The 24135-nt window shown below is 53.6% G+C and carries 25 protein-coding genes; 11 read left to right on the top strand and 14 right to left on the bottom strand.

From position 1 onward, the window contains the following. Nucleotides 1-49 precede the first annotated feature (49 nt). The 4 genes from RZA33_RS03530 to RZA33_RS03515 form a co-directional block, all read right to left on the bottom strand. On the bottom strand, nt 50-979 hold the full coding sequence (locus RZA33_RS03530) for a homocysteine S-methyltransferase family protein (RefSeq protein ID WP_317506463.1): 930 nt from the start codon (nt 977-979) through the stop codon (nt 50-52). 143 nt (nt 980-1122) lie between these two features. Continuing rightward, nucleotides 1123-1266: a hypothetical protein gene (locus RZA33_RS03525; protein WP_317506462.1), complete on the bottom strand. Its 144-nt coding sequence runs from the start codon at nt 1264-1266 to the stop codon at nt 1123-1125. Next, nucleotides 1263-1589 carry a hypothetical protein gene (locus RZA33_RS03520; protein ID WP_317506461.1) on the bottom strand — a complete coding sequence of 109 codons (327 nt, stop codon included), beginning with the start codon at nt 1587-1589 and terminating at the stop codon, nt 1263-1265. Before RZA33_RS03520 ends, RZA33_RS03525 begins: the two co-directional genes overlap by 4 nt. 40 nt (nt 1590-1629) lie before the next feature. After that, nucleotides 1630-2388: a dienelactone hydrolase family protein gene (locus RZA33_RS03515; RefSeq protein WP_317506460.1), complete on the bottom strand. Its 759-nt coding sequence runs from the start codon at nt 2386-2388 to the stop codon at nt 1630-1632. A 159-nt stretch (nt 2389-2547) separates the two neighbouring features. On the opposite strand from RZA33_RS03515, the gene RZA33_RS03510 reads away from it, so the two are divergent. The 5 genes from RZA33_RS03510 (at nt 2548) to RZA33_RS03490 (ending at nt 4789) form a co-directional block, all read left to right on the top strand. Then, nucleotides 2548-3228, top strand: a complete 681-nt coding sequence (locus RZA33_RS03510) for a Bax inhibitor-1/YccA family protein (protein WP_317506459.1) — start codon at nt 2548-2550, stop codon at nt 3226-3228. Between the two features lie 122 nt (nt 3229-3350). Next, nucleotides 3351-3752 carry a sulfurtransferase complex subunit TusD gene (gene tusD, locus RZA33_RS03505; RefSeq protein WP_317506458.1) on the top strand — a complete coding sequence of 134 codons (402 nt, stop codon included), beginning with the start codon at nt 3351-3353 and terminating at the stop codon, nt 3750-3752. Between the two features lie 11 nt (nt 3753-3763). Continuing rightward, nucleotides 3764-4129 (top strand): sulfurtransferase complex subunit TusC, encoded by a 366-nt coding sequence (gene tusC / locus RZA33_RS03500; RefSeq protein WP_317506457.1) that lies wholly within the window; start codon nt 3764-3766, stop codon nt 4127-4129. A gap of 17 nt (nt 4130-4146) precedes the next feature. Continuing rightward, entirely contained in the window at nt 4147-4437 is a 291-nt protein-coding gene (tusB, locus tag RZA33_RS03495; protein WP_317506456.1) for a sulfurtransferase complex subunit TusB, read from the top strand. Nucleotide 4438: 1 nt separating this feature from the next. Then, a complete protein-coding gene (locus RZA33_RS03490) occupies nt 4439-4789 on the top strand; it encodes a TusE/DsrC/DsvC family sulfur relay protein (protein ID WP_317506594.1) in 351 nt (116 codons plus the stop codon). A 51-nt stretch (nt 4790-4840) separates the two neighbouring features. On the opposite strand, the gene RZA33_RS03485 is transcribed toward RZA33_RS03490, so the two are convergent. Then, nucleotides 4841-5782 (bottom strand): histone deacetylase family protein, encoded by a 942-nt coding sequence (locus tag RZA33_RS03485; RefSeq protein ID WP_317506455.1) that lies wholly within the window; start codon nt 5780-5782, stop codon nt 4841-4843. A gap of 104 nt (nt 5783-5886) precedes the next feature. Between RZA33_RS03485 and RZA33_RS03480 the strand changes: the two genes are divergently transcribed. Beyond that, complete coding sequence (locus RZA33_RS03480; RefSeq protein ID WP_317506454.1) at nt 5887-8634, top strand: bifunctional acetate--CoA ligase family protein/GNAT family N-acetyltransferase; 2748 nt, start codon at nt 5887-5889, stop codon at nt 8632-8634. Nucleotides 8635-8790: 156 nt separating this feature from the next. Here RZA33_RS03480 and pdxH read toward each other — a convergent pair whose 3' ends face one another. After that, a complete protein-coding gene (pdxH, locus tag RZA33_RS03475) occupies nt 8791-9435 on the bottom strand; it encodes a pyridoxamine 5'-phosphate oxidase (protein WP_317506453.1) in 645 nt (214 codons plus the stop codon). Nucleotides 9436-9630: 195 nt separating this feature from the next. Between pdxH and RZA33_RS03470 the strand changes: the two genes are divergently transcribed. Next, on the top strand, nt 9631-10320 hold the full coding sequence (locus RZA33_RS03470) for a cytochrome b/b6 domain-containing protein (RefSeq protein ID WP_317506452.1): 690 nt from the start codon (nt 9631-9633) through the stop codon (nt 10318-10320). Nucleotides 10321-10327: 7 nt separating this feature from the next. On the opposite strand, the gene RZA33_RS03465 is transcribed toward RZA33_RS03470, so the two are convergent. The 3 genes from RZA33_RS03465 to RZA33_RS03455 all read right to left on the bottom strand — a co-directional run bounded on the left by RZA33_RS03465 (nt 10328) and on the right by RZA33_RS03455 (nt 11903). Further along, nucleotides 10328-10717, bottom strand: coding sequence for a DUF2069 domain-containing protein (locus RZA33_RS03465; protein WP_317506451.1), 390 nt, complete (start codon nt 10715-10717; stop codon nt 10328-10330). Continuing rightward, nucleotides 10714-11337, bottom strand: coding sequence for an NAD(P)H:quinone oxidoreductase (gene wrbA, locus RZA33_RS03460; protein WP_317506450.1), 624 nt, complete (start codon nt 11335-11337; stop codon nt 10714-10716). Before wrbA ends, RZA33_RS03465 begins: the two co-directional genes overlap by 4 nt. 89 nt (nt 11338-11426) lie before the next feature. After that, the gene (locus RZA33_RS03455; protein WP_317506449.1) at nt 11427-11903 is read right to left on the bottom strand and encodes a gamma-glutamylcyclotransferase family protein; all 477 of its coding nucleotides are present in this window, start codon (nt 11901-11903) and stop codon (nt 11427-11429) included. A gap of 161 nt (nt 11904-12064) precedes the next feature. Here RZA33_RS03455 and smrA point away from each other — a divergent pair, with 161 nt between their 5' ends. After that, nucleotides 12065-12655, top strand: coding sequence for a DNA endonuclease SmrA (gene smrA, locus RZA33_RS03450; protein ID WP_317506448.1), 591 nt, complete (start codon nt 12065-12067; stop codon nt 12653-12655). A 97-nt stretch (nt 12656-12752) separates the two neighbouring features. On the opposite strand, the gene RZA33_RS03445 is transcribed toward smrA, so the two are convergent. The 4 genes from RZA33_RS03445 to metH form a co-directional block, all read right to left on the bottom strand. Next, nucleotides 12753-13307, bottom strand: coding sequence for a DUF934 domain-containing protein (locus RZA33_RS03445; protein ID WP_317506447.1), 555 nt, complete (start codon nt 13305-13307; stop codon nt 12753-12755). Beyond that, nucleotides 13300-14952 (bottom strand): nitrite/sulfite reductase, encoded by a 1653-nt coding sequence (locus RZA33_RS03440; RefSeq protein ID WP_317506446.1) that lies wholly within the window; start codon nt 14950-14952, stop codon nt 13300-13302. Before RZA33_RS03440 ends, RZA33_RS03445 begins: the two co-directional genes overlap by 8 nt. Nucleotides 14953-15107: 155 nt before the next feature. Next, entirely contained in the window at nt 15108-16445 is a 1338-nt protein-coding gene (locus RZA33_RS03435) for an MATE family efflux transporter (RefSeq protein ID WP_317506445.1), read from the bottom strand. Between the two features lie 3 nt (nt 16446-16448). Then, the gene (gene metH, locus RZA33_RS03430; protein ID WP_317506444.1) at nt 16449-20144 is read right to left on the bottom strand and encodes a methionine synthase; all 3696 of its coding nucleotides are present in this window, start codon (nt 20142-20144) and stop codon (nt 16449-16451) included. 316 nt (nt 20145-20460) lie between these two features. On the opposite strand from metH, the gene nfuA reads away from it, so the two are divergent. Then, nucleotides 20461-21084: a Fe-S biogenesis protein NfuA gene (gene nfuA, locus RZA33_RS03425; RefSeq protein ID WP_317506443.1), complete on the top strand. Its 624-nt coding sequence runs from the start codon at nt 20461-20463 to the stop codon at nt 21082-21084. A gap of 105 nt (nt 21085-21189) precedes the next feature. On the opposite strand, the gene RZA33_RS03420 is transcribed toward nfuA, so the two are convergent. After that, nucleotides 21190-22230, bottom strand: coding sequence for a DNA-binding protein (locus RZA33_RS03420; protein WP_317506442.1), 1041 nt, complete (start codon nt 22228-22230; stop codon nt 21190-21192). Between the two features lie 233 nt (nt 22231-22463). Between RZA33_RS03420 and RZA33_RS03415 the strand changes: the two genes are divergently transcribed. Together RZA33_RS03415 and RZA33_RS03410 are read left to right on the top strand one after the other, a co-directional pair. Continuing rightward, the gene (locus tag RZA33_RS03415; RefSeq protein ID WP_317506441.1) at nt 22464-23663 is read left to right on the top strand and encodes a site-specific integrase; all 1200 of its coding nucleotides are present in this window, start codon (nt 22464-22466) and stop codon (nt 23661-23663) included. Between the two features lie 44 nt (nt 23664-23707). Beyond that, nucleotides 23708-24124, top strand: coding sequence for a SufE family protein (locus RZA33_RS03410; protein WP_317506440.1), 417 nt, complete (start codon nt 23708-23710; stop codon nt 24122-24124). Nucleotides 24125-24135 lie beyond the last annotated feature (11 nt).

Below are 24135 nucleotides of genomic sequence, written 5' to 3'. Positions count from 1 at the left end.
TAGCAGCGCGACTTTGCGCCCAATACTTATTTTATATCTCAGCCATGACTCAAGAAGATACCAAACGGTAGCCTTTATCAGTCAAGCGCTGGGCCAGGGCGGCAATGTGGGCAGGGCCTACTTCGCAGCAGCCGCCCACGACGGTGGCACCGAGTTCAACCCATCTTAGCGCATGCTCGGCGTAGGCGGTGGGACCAAGGTCCGTGCGCGATGCTAACTTATCGACCGTACCGCCGGGTTGTAGTGGGGCGACGGATGCAAAGCCGTTGGCGTAGCCGCCGAAGGGCACGTTGAGCTCGGTCAGTTCTTGCATGGCAGTGGTGACCGCTTCAGGCACTGAACAATTAACCAATACTCGCTCCGCGCCAAGCGCCGCGACTTCTTGAGCCGCTACCGCCAACGACTCACCAGAGCGTAGGCGGCTGCCATCGCTGTCATCCACGCTGAAAGCTACCCATACCGGGCGTTGGCTTGCCATCGTGGCTATTGTGGCGGCACGCGCCTCGCGGATCAGCGACATTGTTTCACACAGGAAAAGATCGACGCCGTCTGCTTGGCGCTCTACGAGGCGTCGGTAGTCACGCTGGCAGGTAGCATCGTCTGGCACGCTCTCAGGGTGGTAACTCGCTACTAATGGGGGCAGGCAGCCAGCGATGCGCACCTGCCGACCGCTCTGTTTGCGCGCCTGGTGTGCTGCGTTGAGTGCCGCGGCATGCAGCGGCTCGAACATCGCGGGGTCGCCGTCGCGGGCTAAGCGAATGGGGGTGGCAACGTAGTTGTTGAGTTTAATCACCTGGGCACCAGCCTCAATGAAATCACGATGAGCGGCAGTGACCAGGTGGGGCTCATCGAGCATGACCTGAGCGGACCATAGCGGTGATACAGGCTGGCTGCTGCGTTTCCTGAGCTCTTGTCCCATTCCCCCGTCGAGCAGCACTATGCTTTTGTGTCCGGAGTTGTTTTTGTGCCCAGAATTCATCAGGTTTCTATCCTTTAAACATCTTCAGCCACAAACAAAAGGGCCGCTGTTAGCGACCCTTAGTGTTTGTTGACGAGGTTGAATAAGCTGGGTTTTAAGGCCAAGCCGCTCAATTGATTATTTAGCTATCGGCTGTCTATCTACTAAGCAAAGCGCTTTGCAATCCAGGAAACCGCGCTGTCTGTTAGCGATTTTTTACCGTGATGTTCACGGTGCTGGCTCCAGACCATGCCGCCTGACACGACTACAAGGCTCATCAACATGCCGGCAAGAATTAATTCGTTCATGGTTTTCTTTCCTCATCAGAGGTTTTATCTCGTTCAATGTAACCATAGCCGAATGAGCCTACAAAGATCAAGAGTATGCCCAGCCCTACACCCAGCCAAACATTGTCGGTATTTAGGCTGGGATTAGTGAAGACCCAGCCTGCCGTAAAACAGGTAGCCACAACAATCACACCAACGTTACGCGTTGCTTCTAAAAACTGCTGACGAGTAGCACGGGCACCTATTCGCCGGCGTAATGCTGTGGCTCTGCGTTCTTGTAAGCTTTTCTTTAGCCGTGCACGCAGAGCCTCTTGCGGATCTTTTCCGTCATGCGGTTCTTTCAATCAGCTTCCTCCGATGCTTTCTGCTGTTTGATGGCCAAAACTAAAGCATTTCATCTAGCCAGGCGTTAAAGGTCGTCCATGAGCGTTGGTCGGCGCGCTCATGATAGGCATCACTGCCAAAAACGCTAAAAGCGTGGGGCGCCCCGGAGTAGATGCCGACTTCATAGGTAACGCCTGCGGTTTCTAATTCCTTAGCTAGTGTAGTAACGTCGTCTAAACTCACTGAACTATCGGCGCCACCGTGAGCAATGAAGATAGGGGCCGTCTCGCTTGAGTAGGCTTGGCCTTCGGGTGTGGTTAATCCACCATGAAAGCTGGAGTACGCCACTATGTTATCTGCCTCGCCGGAACGGGCAATTTCCAGCGCCACTGCGCCGCCAAAGCAGTAACCCATGAGGACCGTTTGCTCGGCAGCGCCTTGTTCTCTAGCTTGTGCTAGGCCACCTAAGGTTAAGGCACGCATTCGTTCTCTGTCTTGGTATAAACGATTGGTCGCAGCGCGCTTATCGCCGACTGCCTGGGGTCGATTACCTTCACCATAGAGATCCACAGCGAAAACATCGTAGCCCTCATCGGCCAGCATATCAGCGCGCTGGCGCTCATAATCGTCCAGCCCATCCCAGTCGTGGATAATCACTACGCTGCCCTGAACATTGTCACCCCCAGAGACAAAATAGCCTTGGAAATCCTCTTCATTCACGCTGTAGGCAATATCCTGCCCAGCAGGAGAGAAGGCCATGGCAGGCAGTGTTAGTGCAAATAGTGTTGCCGCGCTGGCCGGTAATAGAATTTTTTTCATCGTCCGCTGTCCTAGGATGTGTCCAGCAAGCATAGGCAATGGCTGCTAAGTTGATTCAACGTTAAATAACTATACACGTGTAAGACAAAGGCTTGCGTCTGGAACTCGGTAACGGCATGCTTGTCAGTTGTTAGAATTACCATTAGGGAGCATTAACACATGGCTTACAACGATTCACGTATGGCACGCCCCCAGTCGGGCGGCGTTGCTAATAGTGTTAGCACTAACAAGGTATTGCGAAATACCTACGCGTTACTGGCAATGACACTGCTGTTTTCAGCTGTGACGGCGGGCGCTGCTGTTGCCCTCGGCATCCAACAATTGAACATCTTCGTGTTCTTAATTGGTGCCTACGGGCTAATGTTCCTTGTCCACAAAACCGCCAATTCTTCGGCTGGCCTATTGGCAACATTTGCCTTCACTGGTTTTATGGGCTTTACGTTAGGGCCGATACTTTCTGCCTATCTGACGCTGCCCAACGGTGGTGCGCTAATCATGAACGCCCTTGCGATGACGGGCTTAACCTTTGTGGGTCTATCAGCGGTTGTGCTAACCACCAAAAAGGATTTTGGCTTCCTCGCTAACTTCCTGATGGCGGGTGCCATCGTGCTGATTCTTGCCATGGTGGCTGGGTTCTTCTTTAACATCCCTGCGCTGTCGTTGATGGTGTCGGCTGGCTTTGTGCTGTTTGCTTCAGCTGCTATTTTGTATCAAACCAGCGAGATCATTCATCGCGCGGGTGAGACAAACTATATCCTCGCAACAGTTACGCTCTACGTGTCGATCTACAATCTGTTTGTGAGTCTCTTGTCGATACTCGGTATTATGAGCAACGACTGATATAAGATAGCAATAGACGATCCGACAGGCCCTAGCGATAGGGCCTGTCTTTTTTTTAGGATGGTTTTTAGAATAGTTTTTTTAGAATAGCTTTTAGGATAATTATCAGTGGATATCAGCCAATGCACCATGGGTTACACTACGGACTATTAGTGATGGGGGCGCCGTACAGCAGTCCTGCGCCGCACTCTGCCTTGCGATTTGCCCATGCCATTATTGCCCGGGGGCATCAAATAGCGGGTGTATTTTTCTATCACGACGGCGTCCATAATGGCTCTTCGTTGATGACGCCTCCCCAGGACGAACTTAATCTGCATGAGGCATGGCGAGAGTTAAACCAACAGCACGCTATTCCTTTAGATGTATGTATTGCGGCAGCATTGAGGCGCGGGCTAATGAGTGAGTCAGAAGCTCACCGCCATGGTCAGTCGGCCTTTAATGTAGCGCCACCTTTTGAGTTAACAGGGCTTGGCCAACTGCTTGACTTACAGCAACGCGCTGATCGTTTTATTACCTTTGCTTAAAAGGAGGCCTAATGGCGCCACCTGATGCGCTACTGGTGGTGTTTCGCCACGCGCCACATAGTTCGAACTGGTTACGCGAAGGATTAGATACTGCTTTGGTCGCCGCTGCGTTTGGTCAACCTGTGCATCTGCTGTTTATGGGCCAGGGAATAATGGCACTGTTAAAAGAGCAGGGCAGTGGCGCGCCAGGCCAAAAAGCCACGCTGCCGATCATCGATATGTTAGAAATGTACGATATTGAGACACTTTGGGTATCAGAAGAAGCGCTGCAGAAAATGCATATTCGCCAGGATTTACTGATCGATGGGGTAACGCCAGTTTCTGCTCAGGATATTCCAAGCTTGTTTCAGCAACATGCCAAGATACTCAACTTTTAGCGTCTAGTGAGGCCATTATGATGCTACATATCCTTACCAAAGCGCCTGAAAGCAGTGCATCCACTGAAATGCAGCAGGCGATAGGGGAGCAAGATAGCGTGTTGCTAATCGAAGAAGCTGTAAGCGCCGCGCTTGATCCAGCTTGGGTGGCCTGGCAGCAGCATCAGCCACGCATTTTCCTGCTATCAGAAGACCTTGCCTCTCGTGGACTTGCGAGCATTGCCGCGGATAATGGGTTGCCTACGCTAGACATGGAGAGGTTTGTGGCACTCACAGAGCAGCATGAAAAAATTGTTACCTGGTATTAGTATGTCGGATTCAAAAATATACCGTTATCTTGATTCGCAAAAAAAGTATCCGCTAGACCCAGAAGGGTATCTTGTTAATCAATTAGAGTGGAACGAATCTGTCGCCAACCTAATGGCAGCAGAGGAAGGACTTGTTTTAACGGCTGAGCATTGGGAAATTATTGAAGTCGTGCGGGCATTTTATCAGCGGTATGAAATGGCCCCGGCGATGCGGCCACTGGTAAAAGCAACTAAAAATTCATTGGGAGAAGAAAAAGGGCGCTCGATTTATCTAATGCAGCTCTTTCCAGGGAGTCCGGCAAAGCGTATTGCACGCTTAGCCGGCTTGCCAAAGCCGACTAACTGTCTGTAGGCCGCGACCATGTCTGTCCAAACATGACTAAAAACACATTCCCTAAAAAGCCTAAGGTACTTCACCAAAAGGCAGGCCCAAAAGGGCTTTTAGGTGTGCTTCTACGCCAGTTGCCAGCGATTTAGGGTTATAGCCACCTTCCAGCACCGAGACAATACGGTTATCGGCGTAAAGCGTAGCAATTTCCATGGCCAAGTGGGTAACCCAATAGAAGTCTTCATCTTCTAAGCAGATATCCCCCATGGGGTCGTCGCGATGAGCGTCAAAACCTGCTGATATCATTACTAAATCCGGCTTAAAGGCATGCAAGGCAGGTAGCCAGTGGTTTTCGACAATGCGCCGGAACTCAGGCCCATCGGTACCCACTTCCAAGGGCGTGTTGACCACATTTTGCCACTCGCTGCGCAGATAGCGCCATGGGTAAAATGGGTACTGAAAGCTGGTACAGATCAGCACGCCAGGGTCATTTTTGAAAATATCAATCGTACCGTTGCACTGGTGCACGTCAAAATCGAGAATGGCAATGCGCTTGGCACCATACTTTGCCCGCGCATGGGCCGCACCAACGGCGATATTGTTGTAAAAACAGAACCCCATCGCATCGCTGGCTTCGGCATGGTGGCCGGGCGGCCTAACGGCACAGAAGACGTTATCCGCTTGGTGCTTGAAAACCTGATCTACCCCACGAATCACCGCTCCCGCTGCGACCCGTGCGGCTTGCAAGCTATCAGGGTTCATTAAGGTATCGCTATCCAGTGTGACGATGCCCTCGGTGGGCACGCACTTATCCAGAGCGCGTAGGTGGCGCAAGGGGTGTACTCTAGCTAATGCGTCTTCACAGGCTTCCTTGGCATCTGCCTGCATGGTCTGCTGTAATAAGCCTGAGAGCGATAGGCGAGCGCGAATGGCCTCCAGACGCTGAGGATTTTCAGGATGCTCGGGGCCCATATAATGCAATGAGCAAGCTGGGTGAGTAAGGTAGGCGGTAATCATTCCAACGCTCCATTGTTATAGGTGTCACCTTAATCGCCTCCATGCCCTGTGCGACAGTGTCAATAAGTCGTACAGCCGCTATTAATGTCAGGGGAGACTCATCTGTGAGCACGCGCTTTTTGCACCATTTTTTCGAACCTCGCACACTAGCGGTGTTTGGCGCCTCTGAAAAGCCCGCTTCGCTGGGTGGCCTTGTGTTGCGAAATATTCAGGAAGGCGGCTTTAAAGGGTCGCTTTGGGCCGTCAACCTTAAAGGCTATTCGGAAGTCTTCGGTGCGCCTTGTTTTAGCCGTGTCAGCGAGTTGCCTGAAGTGCCCGACTTAGCCGTTGTCTGCTCACCCATAGAAGGCGTCCCTGGCCTGATTAAAAAGCTCGGTGAGTACGGTGTCAAAGCGGCGCTGGTGCTTTCCGGTGGCGCCTACTTGGACCGCGACAAAGGCAATAAAGGTTCGATCCGTGAACGGATGCTGAGTGCCGCGCGGATGTCGGGAATACGCGTACTGGGCCCGGAATGTATGGGACTGATCGTGCCGGGTAAAAAGCTCAATGCCTCTTACGCCAGCCAGCCGGTAAAAGCAGGCCGCGTTGCCTATCTCGGGCAGTCTGGGATGCTCGCCAATGGCATGATCGATTGGGCGGCGGGGCGCGATGTAGGCTTTTCGCATCTGATTACCGTCGGCGACAGCGTGGATGTGCTGTTGCCAGATTTAATCGATTATGTGAATCAGTTTTCGCCCGCTCAGGCGATTATGTTGCACCTTGAGCGAATCAGCGACGCTCAGCACTTTATGACCGCAGTACGCGATGCCTCGCGTAATCGCTTGGTGTTGGCGATTAAGAGCGGTCGCACGCCGGAATCGGACATTTCCGGGATGGCGCCTACGCCTGGCATTGCCAACCGAGATGTGGTGTTTGATGCCGCCTTTGCTCGGGCGGGCGTTGTGCGCGTTGACGACTCCGACGAACTACTCGATGCGCTGGAAACACTCTCGCGGATGAAACCGCTAAAGGGTGACCGTCTGGCCATTGTGTCTAACGGGTTAGGGCCTGCCATGCTGGCTATCGATAAACTGATTAGCGCGGGCGGCAAACTAGCCGAGTTCAGCGCCGAAACCCAGGCAGCACTGCATCGTAGCGAAGTCGATATGAGTAAGCCGGGCGAGAACCCGGTGGATCTTGGCGGTAACGCCTCGCCCGAACGGTTTGTCCAAGCGCTTGAGATCGTTGCCGCCGATGCCAACGTGGATGCGGTGCTGGTGGTACACGCACCGACCCGAATGGCGCCGTCATTGGTGACTGCCCAGGCGCTGATTGATAACCGCAAGAAGTTCCGCCGCAACCTGCTAACCAGCTGGATGGGCTTAAAAGAGGCGCTCAATGCGCGACATGCCTGCAATTTAGCGGGGATTCCGACCTATATTTCACCAGAAAAAGCCGTTAAGGCGTTTATGCACATGGTGATTTACCAGCGTGTTCAGGCGCTGTTACAAGAAATCCCACCTAGTTTGCCGTTCACAACGAGTCCCGAAATACGCGCCCAGTGCCGTGCACTAATTAAGCAGGCAAAAGCGCGGGGCAGACAAACCTTAACCCATTCGGAAACGGCTCAGGTACTTGAAGCGTATGGTATTAACACGGCGCCGAGCATCTATTTAAAAGACCCCGAAGAAGCTTTTGAGCGAGCAGCAGAAATTTCTGGCAGCAAAGCGCTTAAGGTCGTCCATGAAGGCAATTGTCGGCCTTATCGCTACCGCAAGCATCCGCATAAAATCTCGGCAGGGTTGCTCCAGGATTTGGAAACCCCTGAGCAGGTGGCGAATGGGGTGCGCGAGCTGGGCGAAAAAGTGGCTGAAAAATTCCCTGAGTACGCTATTCGCGAATACTGCTTACAGCCCATGCAGCGCGGTAAACATTCGATGCAGATTTGCGCGGGCATTACCCGCGACCCGGTCTTCGGTCCACTGATTGTGTTCGGTATCGGTGGGTATAAGGTCAATGTATTAGCTGATCGACAGGTAGCGCTACCGCCGCTCAATATGAGTCTGGCGGAAGATGTCGTGGGTAGAACCCATGCCGCTTCATTAATTCGCGAACACTCAGCCGACCCTGAACATGATATCCAGCATCTGTGTCAAATGTTGGTAAAACTCTCGCAAATGGCAACAGATTTAGGCGATTTACGCGGCTTAGAAGTCAATCCTTTGATCCTCAACCGTGAGGGGATGGTGGCGGTTGATTTCGCCATGGATCTAGGTACGCCCGCGCGCTTTGCCATCATGCCGTATCCTGAAGAACTCAGAGAGTGGGTAACGCTCAAGAACGGCTGGCAGGTTGAGGTGAGGCCTATTCGTGCCGAAGATGCGCACCTGATTACCACCTTCCATCGCCAACTCTCGGAAGAGAGCATCCGTTTTCGCTACTTTCACAATAAATCCGACCTGACTCAGCGCGATTTATCGAACCTGTCGCATATTAATTATGACCGTCAAATGGCCTTTATTGCTGAATATTTGGGCGACGATGGCATCAAAGAAATGCTGGGGGTAGTGCGGGTATGGAACGATGCTGACAATATTCGAACCGAGTTTTCGGTGATTATTCGCGATGATATGCAGGGGTTGGGGATCGGTAGCCTGTTAATGAAGAAAATGATTGATTACTGCACCCATATCGGCACGTTGGAAATGATTGGCAAAATTATGGTTGATAATCACCCCATGCGAGCATTGATGAAGCACTTGGGTTTTAAGTGCCGTTACAACATGGAAGAGCAGGTCATTGACGCCGTCATGCGCTTAAATGAGCCGGAAAGCGAATGGCAACGGCACCGGCTTGAAAGCCTACCTGACTAACGCTGTCTGGTTAACTATCTCTTTAATCAGCATTCCTCTCAATAACCATCTTTTTCAATGACTGCCCTTTGCATCGTTCCAGCCAAGAGGCCTGCCTGGGTGGGCAAGCCTCAAAAAGTGACTGATGTTTGTCATGCCGCGATGTTTATTTTGACGTTATGGCGCTATCCGGAATAGGCCCCACTCGCCACCGTCGCGACGCTCATAACGCAGTCGGTCGTGGAGTCTGCTGGGCTGGCCCTGCCAAAATTCGATCATTTCTGGGATAACTCGATATCCGCCCCAGTGAATTGGGCGCGGGATATCCTGGCCGTTATAGGCTCTTTCAAAGCGCTTTTGACGCTCTTCAATCCAGTTGCGGTTGGGAATAACCACGCTTTGCGTGGCAATCCACGCGCCCAGTTGGCTGCCGCGCGGGCGGCTGGCAAAGTAATCATCTGACTCCGCCTCTGATACTTTCTCGACGGGGCCTTCGATACGTATTTGGCGTGAAAGCGAAGGCCACCAAAATGTCATCGCAGCGTAGGGTACATTGCTTAGCTCGCTACCCTTATGGCTATGGTAGTTGGTGAAGAACACCATACCGTGCTCATCGAAACCTTTTAACAGCACCACCCTGGCATGGGGCTTCCCTTGGCTGTCAACACTGGAAAGCGTCATCGCGTTGGCGTCTTTGCCTTCATTTTCCAGCGCAAGAGTGAACCACTCATCGAATAACTCGAATGGATCGTCGGGTGCTTGAGACTCTTCTAGTCTGCCACCTTCATAATCACGCCGAATGTCGGCTATGTTGCGTGTCATTGAATGCTTCCCCTTGAGTTTCCAGCCATGGTCGCTGGTCTAACGATAAAGCTCAAGTCACCGTCGTCAGCGGGTGCGTCGTACATTATTTAGCTCCTTTTATTCTAGCCAATACACCCCTTGCTGTAATGCATTCTATGAGAAAGCCTGAATAAATGCGAAACTCTCCCACCATTGCCAATAAGGGGTATGGCTATGTACAAGGCTAAACTAGCTATTGATGTGTGGGATGGTTGGGTTCGCGTGTTCCACTGGGGCTTGGTGGCCGCGGTGTTGGTTTCTTTTTATACAACCAAAACCAGTGGACTGCCTTTTTTATTTCCCATTGAGGCTCACGCTCAAGCGGGTTACTTGGTTCTTGGTCTGCTTGTCTTTCGCTGGCTATGGGGCGTGCTGGGCAGTGTCTACGCGCGGTTCAGCACTTTTATATATCCCGTCGATGACACCATCGCTTATTCCAAAACACTGCTAAAGCGCCAAGCAAATGCCTATGCGAGCCATAACCCGCTCGGTGGGTGGATGGTGCTGATTTTACTGCTTTCCTTGACCTTCCAGGCGATCAGCGGCCTGTTTTTGAGCGACGATATTTTTTTCCAAGGCCCGCTATATGGTTTATTGGGTCAAAATATCAGCAGCCAATTAAGATCGTTGCACCAACTAAATAGCGATTTGCTACTCATTTTAGTAGGTTTGCATTTAGTTGGGGTGGTCGTTCATCGCCTGCTTGGAGAACCGTTGCTGACGGCGATGTTGATAGGCACCAAACGTTTTCGCCAACAGCCAGTCGATACCCTTCGCGAACCGTTAAAGGCTTCTACGCTGCATTTGCGCGCGTTGGGTATCCTGTTAATTGCTGTTGGCGTCGTACTGTGGCTTTGGTTTTAAAACCTGATTATTGTCGTAACTGTCGGCTACGAAAACGCGCATAGCCCATACAGCCGGTGAATAGCGCAAGCGAGATACTCGCCTCTAGAAGGCCGCGAATACCTTGTCCAGGCAGGGTCACCAACATTACGCCTTGCGTAAAATAGAGCAGGCTGACGAACGCTAGCCAAGCATGGCCGCGAGCGCGTTTACCTATGATTGAGGGTAAAAACAGCACCAGCGGGAGCACAAACGCCACCACAGGTCGCCAGTTGAAGTCTTCGCCTTGCACTAAAAAGCCGCGATATATAACCAGTAGTAGCAAGATGACGTAGCTGGCTAATACCAGCTGCCGACTCCTTAGCGTAAGCGTATCAATCCCGTGACGTTCTTCTACATCCTCCAGCCACTGCCTCATACTGCCTCCTGACGCATGGCATGGAGCGCCAAAGCGAGTCGTGCAAGTCGTTTACCTTGAGCAACGCATAGGGTGCGTTCGTGATCATCGACTGAGCGGTCACTGCGCGGCCCTGCCAAATGACTAACGCCGTAGGGTGTGCCGCCGCTTCGCGTCTCCAGTAGCGTGGTTTCACTATAGGGAACGCCTGCGTAGACCATGCCATGATGCAGCAAAGGGACTAGCATCGTCAGTAGGGTGCTTTCCTGGCCGCCGTGGATGCTCGCAGTGGACGTAAACGCACAGGCCGGCTTGTCAATCAACGCCCCGTTCATCCATAAGCTGCTGGTGGAGTCGAGAAAATACTTCAACGGTGCGGCCATATTGCCAAACCGCGTAGGACTGCCCAGCGCTAGCGCAGCGCAGTGACGCAGGTCGTCTAAGTCAGCGTAAACCGCACCCTCTTCAGGAATTTCCGGTTCAACCGCTTCACAGGTAGCGGAAACCGGCGCCACCGTGCGTAAGCGCGCTTGAATGCCAGCCACGCTTTCTACCCCAGCGGCGATCTGTTGAGCCATGGTTGCGGTAGCGCCTGAGCGTGAATAGTAGAGGATCAAAACGTAAGGGGTCATATCACTCATAAGGTTTCCTGAACGGGGAGCTATTAAAAGCGGCTTGGGCAAATGGCTTAGGTAAATACAGCCAACGCAAACATGGTTAATATTAGCCTCTATGGTACCAGAGCTATCGGCAACTCTGTGTATGGGAAGAACGCACTTTCTGCTTTCGGCAGTCGCACGTAGACCCAGGCGGTTGTCCCATCGCTGAGGGCCTTTTCAACTCGCTCATAGCGGATACCCAGGCGTTCGTAGCGGTCAAGGCGAGCAAGCTCGTCGGCATCCACACGCAACCTTAAGCCCTCTACGCGACTATTTGGCTGCGGTGATAAGTCGAGCCCATTACGCTGATAGCCTTCCAACACGGCTTCTTCCGGCTCGCCAAGACTGCCCATAACGACCAGTCGTACTGGCGCGAAGCGCAGCGTCCCGTAGACAAATACATGATGGATGCGCTGTTCGATAGCGGGGAGCTCATCAGGGCGGTCATAAAACCAAGGGCTTAACATGGTTAACCAGAGCCACCCGGCTAGGCTGAGTAGCCCCACAGCGCTTAAAATAAAAAGACGTTTTAAAACCGTTTTAATCAATCCTGGGCGCCTCGCAATGGTAAAAAGAGGGGGGAGTGGTTGCTTAGCTTGGCGCGCGTAACAGTTGATGACAAGCTTAATGTTATCGACTTATTTAATAGGCTTAAGCAAACTATCTGGGTTTGCTAGGATGTAACGACACCTTGCCGGAGGAGCCTGCAATGAATCAGCCGCTTCGTGATGATAGTGATTTTCGTGCTTTAGTCGGCGATGTTAAGCCACTACCGCCGAGTAACCGCGCAGACCCTTCTTCCCGTCGTAAAAACCCCTCTGAAGCCCAGCTGGCCAGGCGTGATTGGGCAGAAGAAGAGATGGGGTCACGTAACTTTCTTTCCGACGACTTTGTCGATCTGCTGCCCCCTTTTGACCCAATGGAGTATCGCCGCGAGGGTATTCAGCAAGGCGTCGTGGATAAATTAAAGCACGGTGGCTATAGCGTTCAGTCGCAGCTTCACCTGCTGCGGCGCCCACTGAGTGAGTGCCGCCGCCTGCTATTTCCGTTTATTCAGGAAGCCTATGCCCATGATTTACGCTCGGTACTGATTGTTCATGGTCGTGGGCGTGAAATCGATAGCCCCGCCAACGTATTGCGTTCCTATCTAGCCAAGTGGCTCAGCCAGTTTGAGGAAGTACAGGCGTATGTCTCCGCGCAGCCATCCGAAGGCGGGCTAGGCGCTACTTGGGTGATGCTACGCAAAAGCGATCGCGCCAAAGCCAATAACCGCGAACGCCAACAGAAGCGACGTGGGTAAAGCCTTGATTCAATAATGGAAAAGGGCAGCCGAAGCTGCCCTCTATGTTAATGCGGGCTGTTACTGCGATCTGTTGCTACGGGTCTTCCATTCGGCGCTAGTTTTTAGCCGCTAAGCGGCGTTCAAACAGTGCCTGGCGCTCTTCCACATCGGGTTGGTAGCGAACACTGATAAAACTTAACGCGCGTAAAGCATCTTCAGGATGCTGGTCGTCGCGCAGCGCCATGGTGGTAAAACCACAGCGACGCATATATTCCAGTTGATCGACCAGCACATCACCCACCGCGCGTACTTCACCCTTATAGCCGTAGCGCTCGCGCAGCAGGCGGGCAATGGTATAGCCACGCCCGTCGGTGAAAGCGGGGAAGTCAACGGCGATAGCTGGCGATTGACTGACTTCAGCGGCTAGCTCGGCGTTTAGCGCCGTATCGCTGGTCAATAGCGGTGCCAGTTCAGCGTCATCCTGATTGGCTTGCCACAGCGCCAGCGGTACGAACGCCGGGCGCTGTTCGGGTAGGTTGTCGGCGTCATAAGAAACACACCAGGCGTTCTCTGTCGCTAGCTCGCCGTTGGCAATCAGATGGTCAACGTGCACCGGCGTCTGTTCAACCGCTTCAGTTGGCGTCTCGCTGGTCGTGGTCTTATTAGGCATAGACACGCTCCTTAAAGGGTTTTAGGCCAATACGGCGGTAAGTGTCTAAGAAGCGCTCATCTTCATGGCGCTGGGCGACGTAGACTTCCAATACTTTTTCGACGACATCCGGCACGTCAGAGCGGAAAAAAGATGGGCCGAGAATTTTACCCAGTGACGCATCGTCGGTGGAGTTACCGCCAATCGAGATCTGATAGAACTCTTCACCTTTTTTATCAACACCTAAAATGCCGATGTGACCAACGTGGTGGTGCCCACAGGCATTCATGCAGCCGGAAATATTCAGGTCCAGCGGGCCAAGATCATACAAGAAGTCTAAATCTTCAAAACGCTCCTGCAGTGCCTGGGCAATGGGAATCGACACCGCATTGGCCAAGCTGCAGTAGTCACCGCCGGGGCAGCAAATAATATCGTTGAGCGTGCCTACGGTGGGGTTGGCCATTCCTAGCGCATCAAGATCTTTCCATAGCTCTTCAAGCTCGTCGACCGGTACGTCTGAAAGCACTAGGTTCTGCTCGTGGGTAACGCGCACTTCGCCAAAGCTATAGCGATCCGCCAAATCAGCTACGGCGTCCATCTGGTCCGCCGTCACATCGCCAGGGGCATGCTCGCGGCGTTTAAGCGACAGTGTCACAGCTTTGTAACCGGGTACCTTGTGATCGGTGACGTTGTTCGTCACAAAACGTGCAAAGCTGCGGTTTTCCGCGCGTAGGCGGTCAAAGTCGTCCGTTGCGGACGCCTCCACCGGGCGACGGTCAGGCTCGGGGAAATGGCCTTTAGCCGCATCAACCGCTGCCTGGTTGAGTGTCTGCGGGCCATCTTTGAGGTGAGCCCACTCTTCATCGACCCGGCGGCGGAACTCGTCAATCCCCAGCGCTTTTACCAAAATCTTAATCCGCGCTTTGAACTTGTTATCCCGACGCCCGAACTGGTTATAGACCCGAACACAGGCTTCCAGATAGGTGAGTAGATGCTGCCATGGCAGATCTTCGCGCACCACATCGCCAATCATCGGCGTGCGGCCTAGACCGCCACCGGCCAACACTTTAATGCGCAGCTCACCGTCGGCGTTATACCAAAAACGCAGGCCAATATCATGCACTTGAATAGCTGCACGATCCTGAGCGGCACCGCTCACGGCAATTTTGAACTTGCGAGGCAAATAGGCGAATTCAGGGTGCATGGTAGACCACTGGCGGATTAATTCGCACCAGGGGCGTGGGTCTTCCACCTCATCGTTGGCAATACCCGCAAACTGGTCGCTGGTCGTGTTGCGAATGCAGTTGCCGCTGGTTTGAATGGCGTGCATCTGTACTTTGGCCAGGTCGGCCAAAATATCCGGTACGTCTTCAATGGCTGGCCAGTTCAACTGTAGATTCTGCCGGGTGGTAAAGTGGCCGTAGCCGCGGTCGTAGCGGCGAGTGATCTCAGCCAAGGCACGTAGCTGATTACCCGCCAACATGCCGTAAGGAATCGCAATACGCAGCATGGGCGCATGGCGTTGAATATAGAGGCCGTTTTGCAACCGTAAGGGGCGGAATTCTTCCTCTCCCAAACGCCCGGCGCGGTAGCGTTCCATTTGGTCACGGAACTGAGCGACACGCTCATCAACCAAAGTTTGGTCGTGAATATCATAACGGTACATGGGGCACGATCCTGCTAAAAGCGAAATGGTCACGTTGAGACGGACGTTAATATAGCGATACTTTAACGCGGGTGTCATATTCTACAAAAGAATATATAATTATCTTTTTATTTCTAAAAGCTATTTAAAGCATATTTTACAGCCTTAACGGCTGATTAAAAACTGCCGACAGCCTGTCGGGCTACTAGCCAACGGCGGCGCTGCCATACCCATATAAAACCGGCTGAGTTTATCAAGCGGTAAAGCAGCTGCATTAGCCAAATACCCAGCAAGCCGTGTTCTAAGTCGATCCCCACCCACCACGCGAAGGGTAAAAAAAGCAGCCACTGCATCCCTAAGGTTAATGCCATCACCGTGCGCTGCGCGCCAGCGCCCATCAGAGCTTGAGCCAGCACCAACGCTGCTGCATCGAGCACAATCATCGCGCCGGTTAGCTGCAGCGGCAGTTTGCCCAACACTATGAGCTCACGGCCGCTGAAAAAAAGGCCGAGTATCGGCTCGGGCATTATCAGCATGGGCAGTGCCAACACAAGCAGCAGTAGCCAAGCCACCCGCAGTGCATCCATGCCCCAGCGGTGGGCTTCGTGCTGCGCATCCCGGCCTAACGCTTCCCCCACCAAGCTCATGGCGGCAACGCCGACTCCCACCCCAGGCAATATAAGCAGCAATGATAAATTGATGAGTACATGGCCAACCGCCACGCTCGCTGTGCCCAGCTGACTTAATAGCCAGAATAGTACCGCGTAGCCCGATGCAAATAAAAACTGCTGCATTGAGTGCGGAATAGCAAGCGCCAAGGTAGTGCGCAGCGTGGCTAGGTGTGGTAGCTGAGTCAACAAAGACGGGATAGGAAGACGTTTCATACTCATCCAGCACCACACAATCAGACCGACCAACAGTGACAACATTGTGCCAGCGCCTGCGCCACTTGCGCCCATGGCCGGCAGACCCGCAAGACCGTAGATTAAGCCAGTACTGAGCAACACATTCAGCAGGTGTACCGCGACGATAATGCGCAAATAGAGCTGGGTCTGCTGACGCCCGTTCCAGTAACCGCGAAAGCATAGCGTGAGCGCAATAGATGTTAGTGAGACTACCCGCCAACGAAAATAGTCAACGGCTACGCGTTGAACGTCATCGGTTTGGGTAATCAAGCCAATTAGCTGTGGCGCTTGCCACCACGCCCAGAGCGACAGCGGCAGGGCAACCAGAAGACCGATAAACAGCCCTGACCGCAAGGGTTGAGCGCTATCTTGGCAAGCCCCAATACGCTGGGCCGTTTGCGCCTGCACGCTGGAGGAGAGCCCAAACACTAAGGCAGTGAGCATAAACATGACATAACCGCCCACACCGACCCCAGCCAGCGCTACCTCGCCTAGATGCCCCACTAATGCAGCATCGACCAAATTGAGCATGCTTTGCGACAGCATGCCCAACATGATGGGTAAGGCCAAGCGCACAACCTTGCCATGACGACCGGCGACAAACGGCATCAATTAGCTCGGGTCGTAGGACAGAACCGGTGCCAGCCAGCGCTCCATTTCTTCGAGCGGCATTTGCTTGCGCTCGGCAATAACCTCGACTTGGTCGCGGGTAATTTTTCCCGTCGAAAAGTACTTTGACTGCGGATGAGCGAAGTACCAACCAGAAACCGCCGCTGCAGGCCACATGGCAAAGTTTTCGGTCAATGCCAGGCCGGTATTTTCAGTGGCATCCAGCAGCCGGAATAGCGTGGCTTTCTCGGTGTGATCCGGGCAAGCGGGGTAGCCAGGTGCCGGACGAATGCCCTGATATTTCTCGGCAATCAGTGAGTCATTGTCCAGTGTTTCATCGGGCACGTAGCCCCAGAACTCTTTACGCACCCGTTCGTGCATACGTTCGGCAAAGGCTTCCGCCAATCGGTCTGTCAACGCCTGCACCATAATGGCGTTATAGTCATCGCCTGCCGCCTCGTAGGCTTTGGAAAGTTCATGGACACCGTGGCCGGTGGTGACCGCAAAGCCGCCAATCCAGTCGGCTTTGCCGCTGTCTTTGGGGGCAATAAAATCGGCGAGACTGTAGCAAATGCCGTCGCGGCCTTTGGTTGTCTGCTGACGAATATGGAAGAGGCGTTCGACAACTTCGCTACGCGATTCGTCGGCGTACACCTCGATCACGTCATCGTCGACGCTGTTGGCGGGCCACAGACCAATAACGCCGCGTGCCTGAACGCGCTTCTCTTCAACCAGCTTGCGCAGCATCAGCTTGGCATCGTCAAACAGACTGCGAGCGGCCTCGCCAACCACCTTATCGTCAAGTATTTTGGGGTACTTGCCCGCTAGCTGCCAGCTCATGAAGAAGGGCGTCCAGTCGATGCGCTCGATCAACTCTTCGAGGTCGTAATCATCGAAGGTTTTCAGCCCCAGCATATTGGGCTCGGCGGGGGTGTGGACGCTCCAGTCGGTGCGGAAACGCCGCTTACGCGCCTGGGTATAGTCCAAATCCGCTGCTTTGGGTCGGCGTTTAGCATTACGTTCGCGCACTTTCGCATACTCTTCGCGAATTTCCGTCACGTAGGCGGTTTTTTGGCTGGGCGCCAGCAATCGGCCCGCCACGCCCACGGCGCGGGAGGCATCGGTGACGTAAATCACCGGGTGTTCGTACTGGGGTTCAATTTTGACCGCGGTATGCGCTTTCGAGGTGGTCGCGCCGCCAATCAGCAGCGGTAGATCCATCCCACGACGCTGCATCTCTTTGGCCACGTGCACCATCTCGTCTAACGACGGGGTAATCAGCCCGGAAAGGCCAATGATGTCGGCGTTATGGTCTTTGGCGGCCTGTAAGATTTTATCTGCGGCGACCATCACGCCAAGATCGATCACTTCGTAGTTATTACACTGTAAGACCACGCCGACGATATTTTTACCGATGTCATGCACGTCGCCTTTGACCGTGGCCATGACAATTTTGCCTTTGGCCTTAGTCTCTTCGCTCTTCTCGGCTTCGATATAGGGAATCAAGTAAGCCACGGCCTGCTTCATTACCCGCGCCGATTTGACCACCTGGGGCAGAAACATCTTACCATCGCCGAACAGATCGCCGACCACGTTCATGCCGTCCATTAGCGGGCCTTCGATGACCTCAATGGGGCGCTCTGCCTCAGCGCGGGCCTGTTCGGTGTCATCTTCGATATGTACCGTAATGCCTTTCACCAGCGCATGCTGAATGCGCTTGTTAACTGGCCAACTGCGCCACTCCAGGTCTTCTTTCTTGGCCGCGCCGCTGCCGTCGCCTTTATATTTATCGGCAATATCCAGCAGCCGCTCGGTGCCATCGCTGCGCCGGTTGAGCACCACGTCTTCAACCGCTTCGCGTAGCTCGGCTGGCAGGTCGTCGTATACGGCGAGCTGGCCCGCATTGACAATACCCATAGTGAGGCCAGCGCGAATGGCGTGGTAAAGAAACGCCGAGTGAATCGCTTCGCGTACCGGGTTGTTACCGCGGAACGAGAACGAGACGTTAGACACGCCGCCGGAAATCATCGCATGGGGGAGGTTGTCGCGAATCCACTGTGTCGCTTCGATAAAATCGACCGCGTAGTTATTATGCTCTTCAATACCGGTAGCGATGGCAAAAATATTCGGATCAAAGATGATGTCTTCGGCAGGAAAGCCAATTTCATCGACCAGCAGCCGGTAAGCACGCTGGCAGATTTCGGTTTTGCGGGCAAAAGTATCGGCCTGGCCATCTTCATCAAACGCCATCACCACGATAGCCGCACCAAAGCGGCGGCACTTGGTTGCCTGTTCGCGGAAGGCATCTTCGCCTTCTTTAAGCGAGATGGAGTTCACCACCGCTTTGCCCTGAACGCACTTTAGGCCCGCTTCAATGATCTCCCACTTGGAGGAGTCGATCATAATCGGTACCCGGGCGATATCTGGCTCGCCGGCGATCAAGTTAAGGAAGCGCTCCATGGCTTCCTTGGACTCGAGCATGCCCTCGTCCATATTGATGTCGATAATCTGGGCGCCGTTCTCTACCTGCTCCAGTGCGACTTCCAAGGCGGTAGTGAAGTCCTCCTCCACAACCAAGCGTTTGAAGCGCGCCGAGCCGGTCACATTGGTACGCTCACCGACGTTGACAAACAGCGAGTCAGCTTGAATATTAAACGGTTCAAGCCCGGATAAGCGGCAGGCGTGGTTGCGCTCAGGAATTACCCGTGGCGCCATATCACGGACAGAATCGGCAATCGCGCGAATATGCTCGGGGGTTGAGCCACAGCAGCCGCCGATAATATTGACCAATCCGCTGGCGGCAAACTCGCTGACGATCTCGGACATTTCCTCGGGTGTTTGGTCGTACTCGCCAAATTCGTTGGGCAGGCCCGCATTGGGGTGCGCTGAAACAAAGGTATCAGCCTTGGTGGCGAGCTCTTCTAAATAGGGGCGCAATTCTTCGGCGCCCAAAGCACAGTTCAAACCCACCGACAGCGGCTGGGCGTGGCGTACCGAGTTCCAGAAAGCTTCAGTGGTTTGACCTGATAGGGTTCGCCCTGAGGCGTCGGTAATAGTGCCGGAGATCATTACCGGCAGGCGTTCGCCGCGATCATCGAACAGCTCTTCCAGGGCGTAGATCGCGGCCTTGGCGTTAAGCGTATCGAAAATGGTTTCGATCATGATCATATCGGCGCCGCCAGCGATAAGCGCCTCGGCGGCTTCGTAGTAATTCTCGCGCAGCTCGTCAAAGGTAACGTTACGCTTAGCCGGGTCGTTGACATCCGGCGATAGCGACGCGGTGCGCGAGGTGGGGCCTAACACACCGGCGACATAGCGGGGGATGCCGGTTTCGGCGGCCACTGCATCACACACCTCACGCGCCAGACGTGCCGACTCGCGGTTGAGTTCAACCACCAGCGGTTCCATGTCGTAATCAGACTGCGATAACTGGGTGCTATTAAAGGTGTTGGTCTCGATAATGTCCGCACCGGCCTCTAAGTAGTCGCGGTGAATACGCGTGACCACATCGGGACAGGTGAGTGCGAGCAGATCATTATTGCCTTTAAGATCCGAGGGCCAGTCGCGAAACCGCTCGCCACGAAAATCCTCCTCGCTCAACTGGGCGTTCTGCAGCATGGTGCCCATGCCACCGTCCAGAATCAGGATGCGCTCGGCAAGGCGTTGGGTGAGGGTTGCGATCAAAGCACTATCAGCCATGGCAGGGGGAGGTCTCCAGCGTCACAGTCGTCAAAGGGGATGTTGTTATCGTCGGAAAAGCAGCATCTGTCGTTTAGAGGCGCGTAATCATAGCAAAAGAGAGTACAAAAGGCGCCCTTTGAGGCCACTATGGGCAGTATTCAAAAAGCTAATTAATCAGGCAAACCAGCCACTGGGCTTAAATCAAGCAAAATAGTTGCCTGTTAAATAGTTTACTAAAATAGTCGGGATTGTGTCAGCGCGCGGTTTTGCTTACCATAGACACAAACGACATGTGAAGTGGCGCCGCCACTACCACGGGAGGAAGACAGCCCTCATGACTATGACTAGCGAAGCAGACGTACAAGTCGATACTCAAGGTATCGATATTACCGATAGTGCCCAGGCATATCTTGCGGAATTGCTTGAAAAGCAAAACGTGGAAGGTATTGCGGTGCGTATTTTTATTACCCAACCCGGCACTCCCTACGCGGAAACCTGCTTGGCCTATTGCCGTCCGGGTGAAGAAGAGCCTACCGATGTTCTAATAGAACTCGAGAAGATTAACGTCTATCTCGATAAGAACAGCCTGGCATTTATGGAAGAGGCGGTGGTGGACTTCAATGCCGACCGCATGGGTGGTCAGCTTACGATCAAGGCGCCCAACGCCAAGATGCCCAAGGTCAACGCCGATAGCCCGCTGGAAGACCGCGTTAATTACGTGCTTTACAGCGAGATCAACCCTGGGCTGGCAGCGCATGGGGGCGAAATTAAACTGGTCGAACTGACCGAAGAGCAATATGCCGTTCTGGCCTTTGGCGGTGGTTGCCAGGGGTGTGCGGCGGTTGATTTAACCCTGAAAGATGGTGTTGAAAAAACCTTGATGGAACGCATTCCGGAGCTTGCGGGTATTCGTGATGTGACCGATCATACCGACACGACCAACGCTTATTATCGCTAAGCTGCTTATACAGCACGGCAGTAAAGCCGTAATAGATTAGCTAAGCTAGATCTGAAATGGCCGCCTTATTTAAGGCGGCCATTTTTTTAGCTAACCCTTTATTGGTCAGTCATTTTTTGGCGGTTCTTGATTGGCTAGCGAGGCGGGCAGCTCGGTTAACTGTTGCTGTAGCGCTTCCATGCGGCTCCAGAGTTTTTCTTGCCATGCTTGCTGTCGCTGTTTTGCTTGCTCTGCGTGGTGTTGTGCTTGTTGCTCTAGCGCTGCCTGCGCCTCTGTTAACCGTTGGCTAAGTGTCCGGCTATTTTCTTCCAGGGTAGCGATTTGCTGCTCCCGCTCACTAAGTTGTTGTTCCCGCTCACCTGCTTTGAGCTGTAGTTCATGCAGGGCCTGCTGCTTGGTTTTAAGCTCTTGGCTTAACGACTCAATACGCTGTTTATCCTGCTGCAGACGCTTTTGATAGGCTTTCTCTTCCTGAGCGCGGTTTTGCTGCGCGGTATCCAGCAGCGCCATCAGCCTTCCCTCGGCCGCCTCATGGCGCTGTTCTTCTTGCGAAAGGCGTTGCTCCCAAGTGGCCTGCTGCTGGCTAAGCGCCGCCGCTTGGGCTTGATCGCGCTCTTCAGCCTCAAATGCTAACCGCTGCTTCGCCTCTTGCTGCTGCCTAACTTCCTGTTTTGCCTCTTCGGCTAGTTGTCGCCAATGGCTTTCGCCTGTTTGGCTGGCAGCTAATTCTCGATTCAACGTCCCCATGCGTTGCTCAATATGACGTAGATGCTCGGCAAGGGCGCTTTCGCGCTGCTCGGCGTTGGCTGCCTGTTGCTTAGCCTCTTCTGCGACCTGCTGGGCGGTTTCAACCTGACGGTTAGCTTCTTCGCGGTAGTGGAGTAGCGCCTGGTTGGCAACCTCCTGTGCTTCACGCCATAGGTCGCTTGCCATCGTTACCACGACTTCCGGCACTCCTTTTGGCGGTGGCACGTCGCGATTTTGCTCCCGCTCATTTCGCCATTGGCGGAAGTGATCACTAATCGTCGTAAAGCTCCCGGTGCCCAACACGTCGCGAATACGCTGCACGCTGGGGGTATCGCCGCGGGCTAGCAGGGCATCAATGGCTTGTTGAACATCGCTGTACTGAATGCCGTTACGGGCCATGCTGTCGTCCTTTACTGGCTCGCACTATGGCGAGTCGTGTTTGCCTGAATAAAACCGTTATTGTCGGGATTTATAGGCCAAAAGGCAATTATTACGTATTATGTAATACGTAAAATTATTTATCATGATAGGCATAAATTCAAGATTACCCGTATTATCTTGAATTTATACGGCTACAGCGGCAAACTTACACACAGGAATCGTCCCGATAGCGCTAAGAAAGGGTTCTATCAATGCCAGAGCTAACACACAGCCGAGTCGCGCCATTAACGCTTGAAAAAGCGCTAGCCAGGCAGTTAGATGGCCGAATTGACGCCCAAACCGATGCCCAGGCTGTCTCGGCATGGCTAGCTGAGTACGCAGATAGCCCGCAAACCTGGAAAGCCTATCGCCGTGAGGCAGAGCGGCTACTGCTCTGGTTGGCCAGCCTGGGACTCACGCTGGCCGATATTAATCGCGAAACCTTGCGCCAATTTGAGGATTTTCTTACCGATCCGCAGCCTATCGACCAGTGGATAGGGCCCTCGAAACCCCGCGCGCACCCAGCCTGGCGACCTTTTCGCGGTGCGCTATCGCCCGCCAGCCGTCGCCAGAGCCTGGTGATTCTGCAGGGTTTGTTTAGCTGGCTGGTTGAGGCGGGTTGGGTGAACCACAACCCGTTTCGCCTGATGCGCGACAAATCGCGACGCTTGAATAACCAAACGTCACGTATTGAGCGTTACCTGGAAAGCGATCTCTGGGCGTGGCTATGGGGATGGCTGAATCAGTCGATAGCAGCCGAAGAGGGCAGTCGTGCCCATTTTGAGCAGGCCCGGCGGCGCTTTATCTTTGGCTTTGCGTATCTACTGGCACCGCGCATTAGCGAGATGGCGGATGCGCGTATGGGGGATTTCCAGCGTAGCGAAGGTCGCTGGTGGTGGTCTGTGGTAGGCAAAGGAAGCAAGGTGGCCCGAATTCCGCTGCCGGACGATATGCTCGATTGTTTGGTTCAATGGCGGCTCATGCTGGGCCTACCTGAAAAACCAAGCCCGCTGGAGAGTGGGGCACCGACACTGCGCGCCTTGGATGGACAACGCGGCTTAGGCCACAACCAGCTGTATCGGCTTATTCGAGCAACGTTTCAGCAGGCAGCCCAGGCGCTTGAAGACGCTGGTGGGCTTCCCGAGCAGGTGGTCACATTACGTCAGGCAACCCCGCACTGGCTGCGGCATACTTCGATAACCCACCAGGCTCAATCGGGCATTAGTTTACGCCACCTAGCAGAGAGTGCTCGCCATGCTCGCCTGGACACCACCTCCCGCTATCTGCATACCGAAGATAACGAGTGGCATAGCGAGCAGCAGCGGCATCGTTTAAACCGTTTGCACGACAATTCATGCTCTGACGACTCCCTCAAGCCGCCACTGAACCGTTATAATGGGCACAATTTATAATATCGTCATCGCACACGACCGCTACCTTTATAGAAGGACATATTATGAGCACTTCCGACGCCGAGCAGGCTCAGCAAGAGCTGATCGAAGATTTCGAGATATTCGATAACTGGATGGATCGCTACCAATACATTATTGATATGGGCAAGCAGCTCCCAGACTTCCCCGACACGTGGAAAACCGAAGAATTTAAAATCCAGGGCTGTCAGTCCAACGTATGGATGCATCACGAAGAGGAGGGCGACAAACTGGTGTTCAAAGCGACCTCTGATGCCGCTATTGTGTCAGGGCTTATTGCGCTATTGCTGCGTATTTACAGCGAGCGCAGTGCGGCTGAAATTCGCGCTACCGAGCCACACTTTTTGGCGGACTTAGGCTTGGATAAACACCTTTCACCCACGCGCAGCAACGGCCTTCACGCTATGCTGGAAAGAATTTATCAGGTTGCCCAACAAAAATAACCACCCAAGAC

Origin of the sequence: Halovibrio sp. HP20-59 (assembly GCF_033052795.2) — a bacterium.
Classification (GTDB): domain Bacteria; phylum Pseudomonadota; class Gammaproteobacteria; order Pseudomonadales; family Halomonadaceae; genus Vreelandella.
Note: the sequence above shows the minus strand (reverse complement) of the source record. Positions and strands in the feature narration are given on the sequence as shown.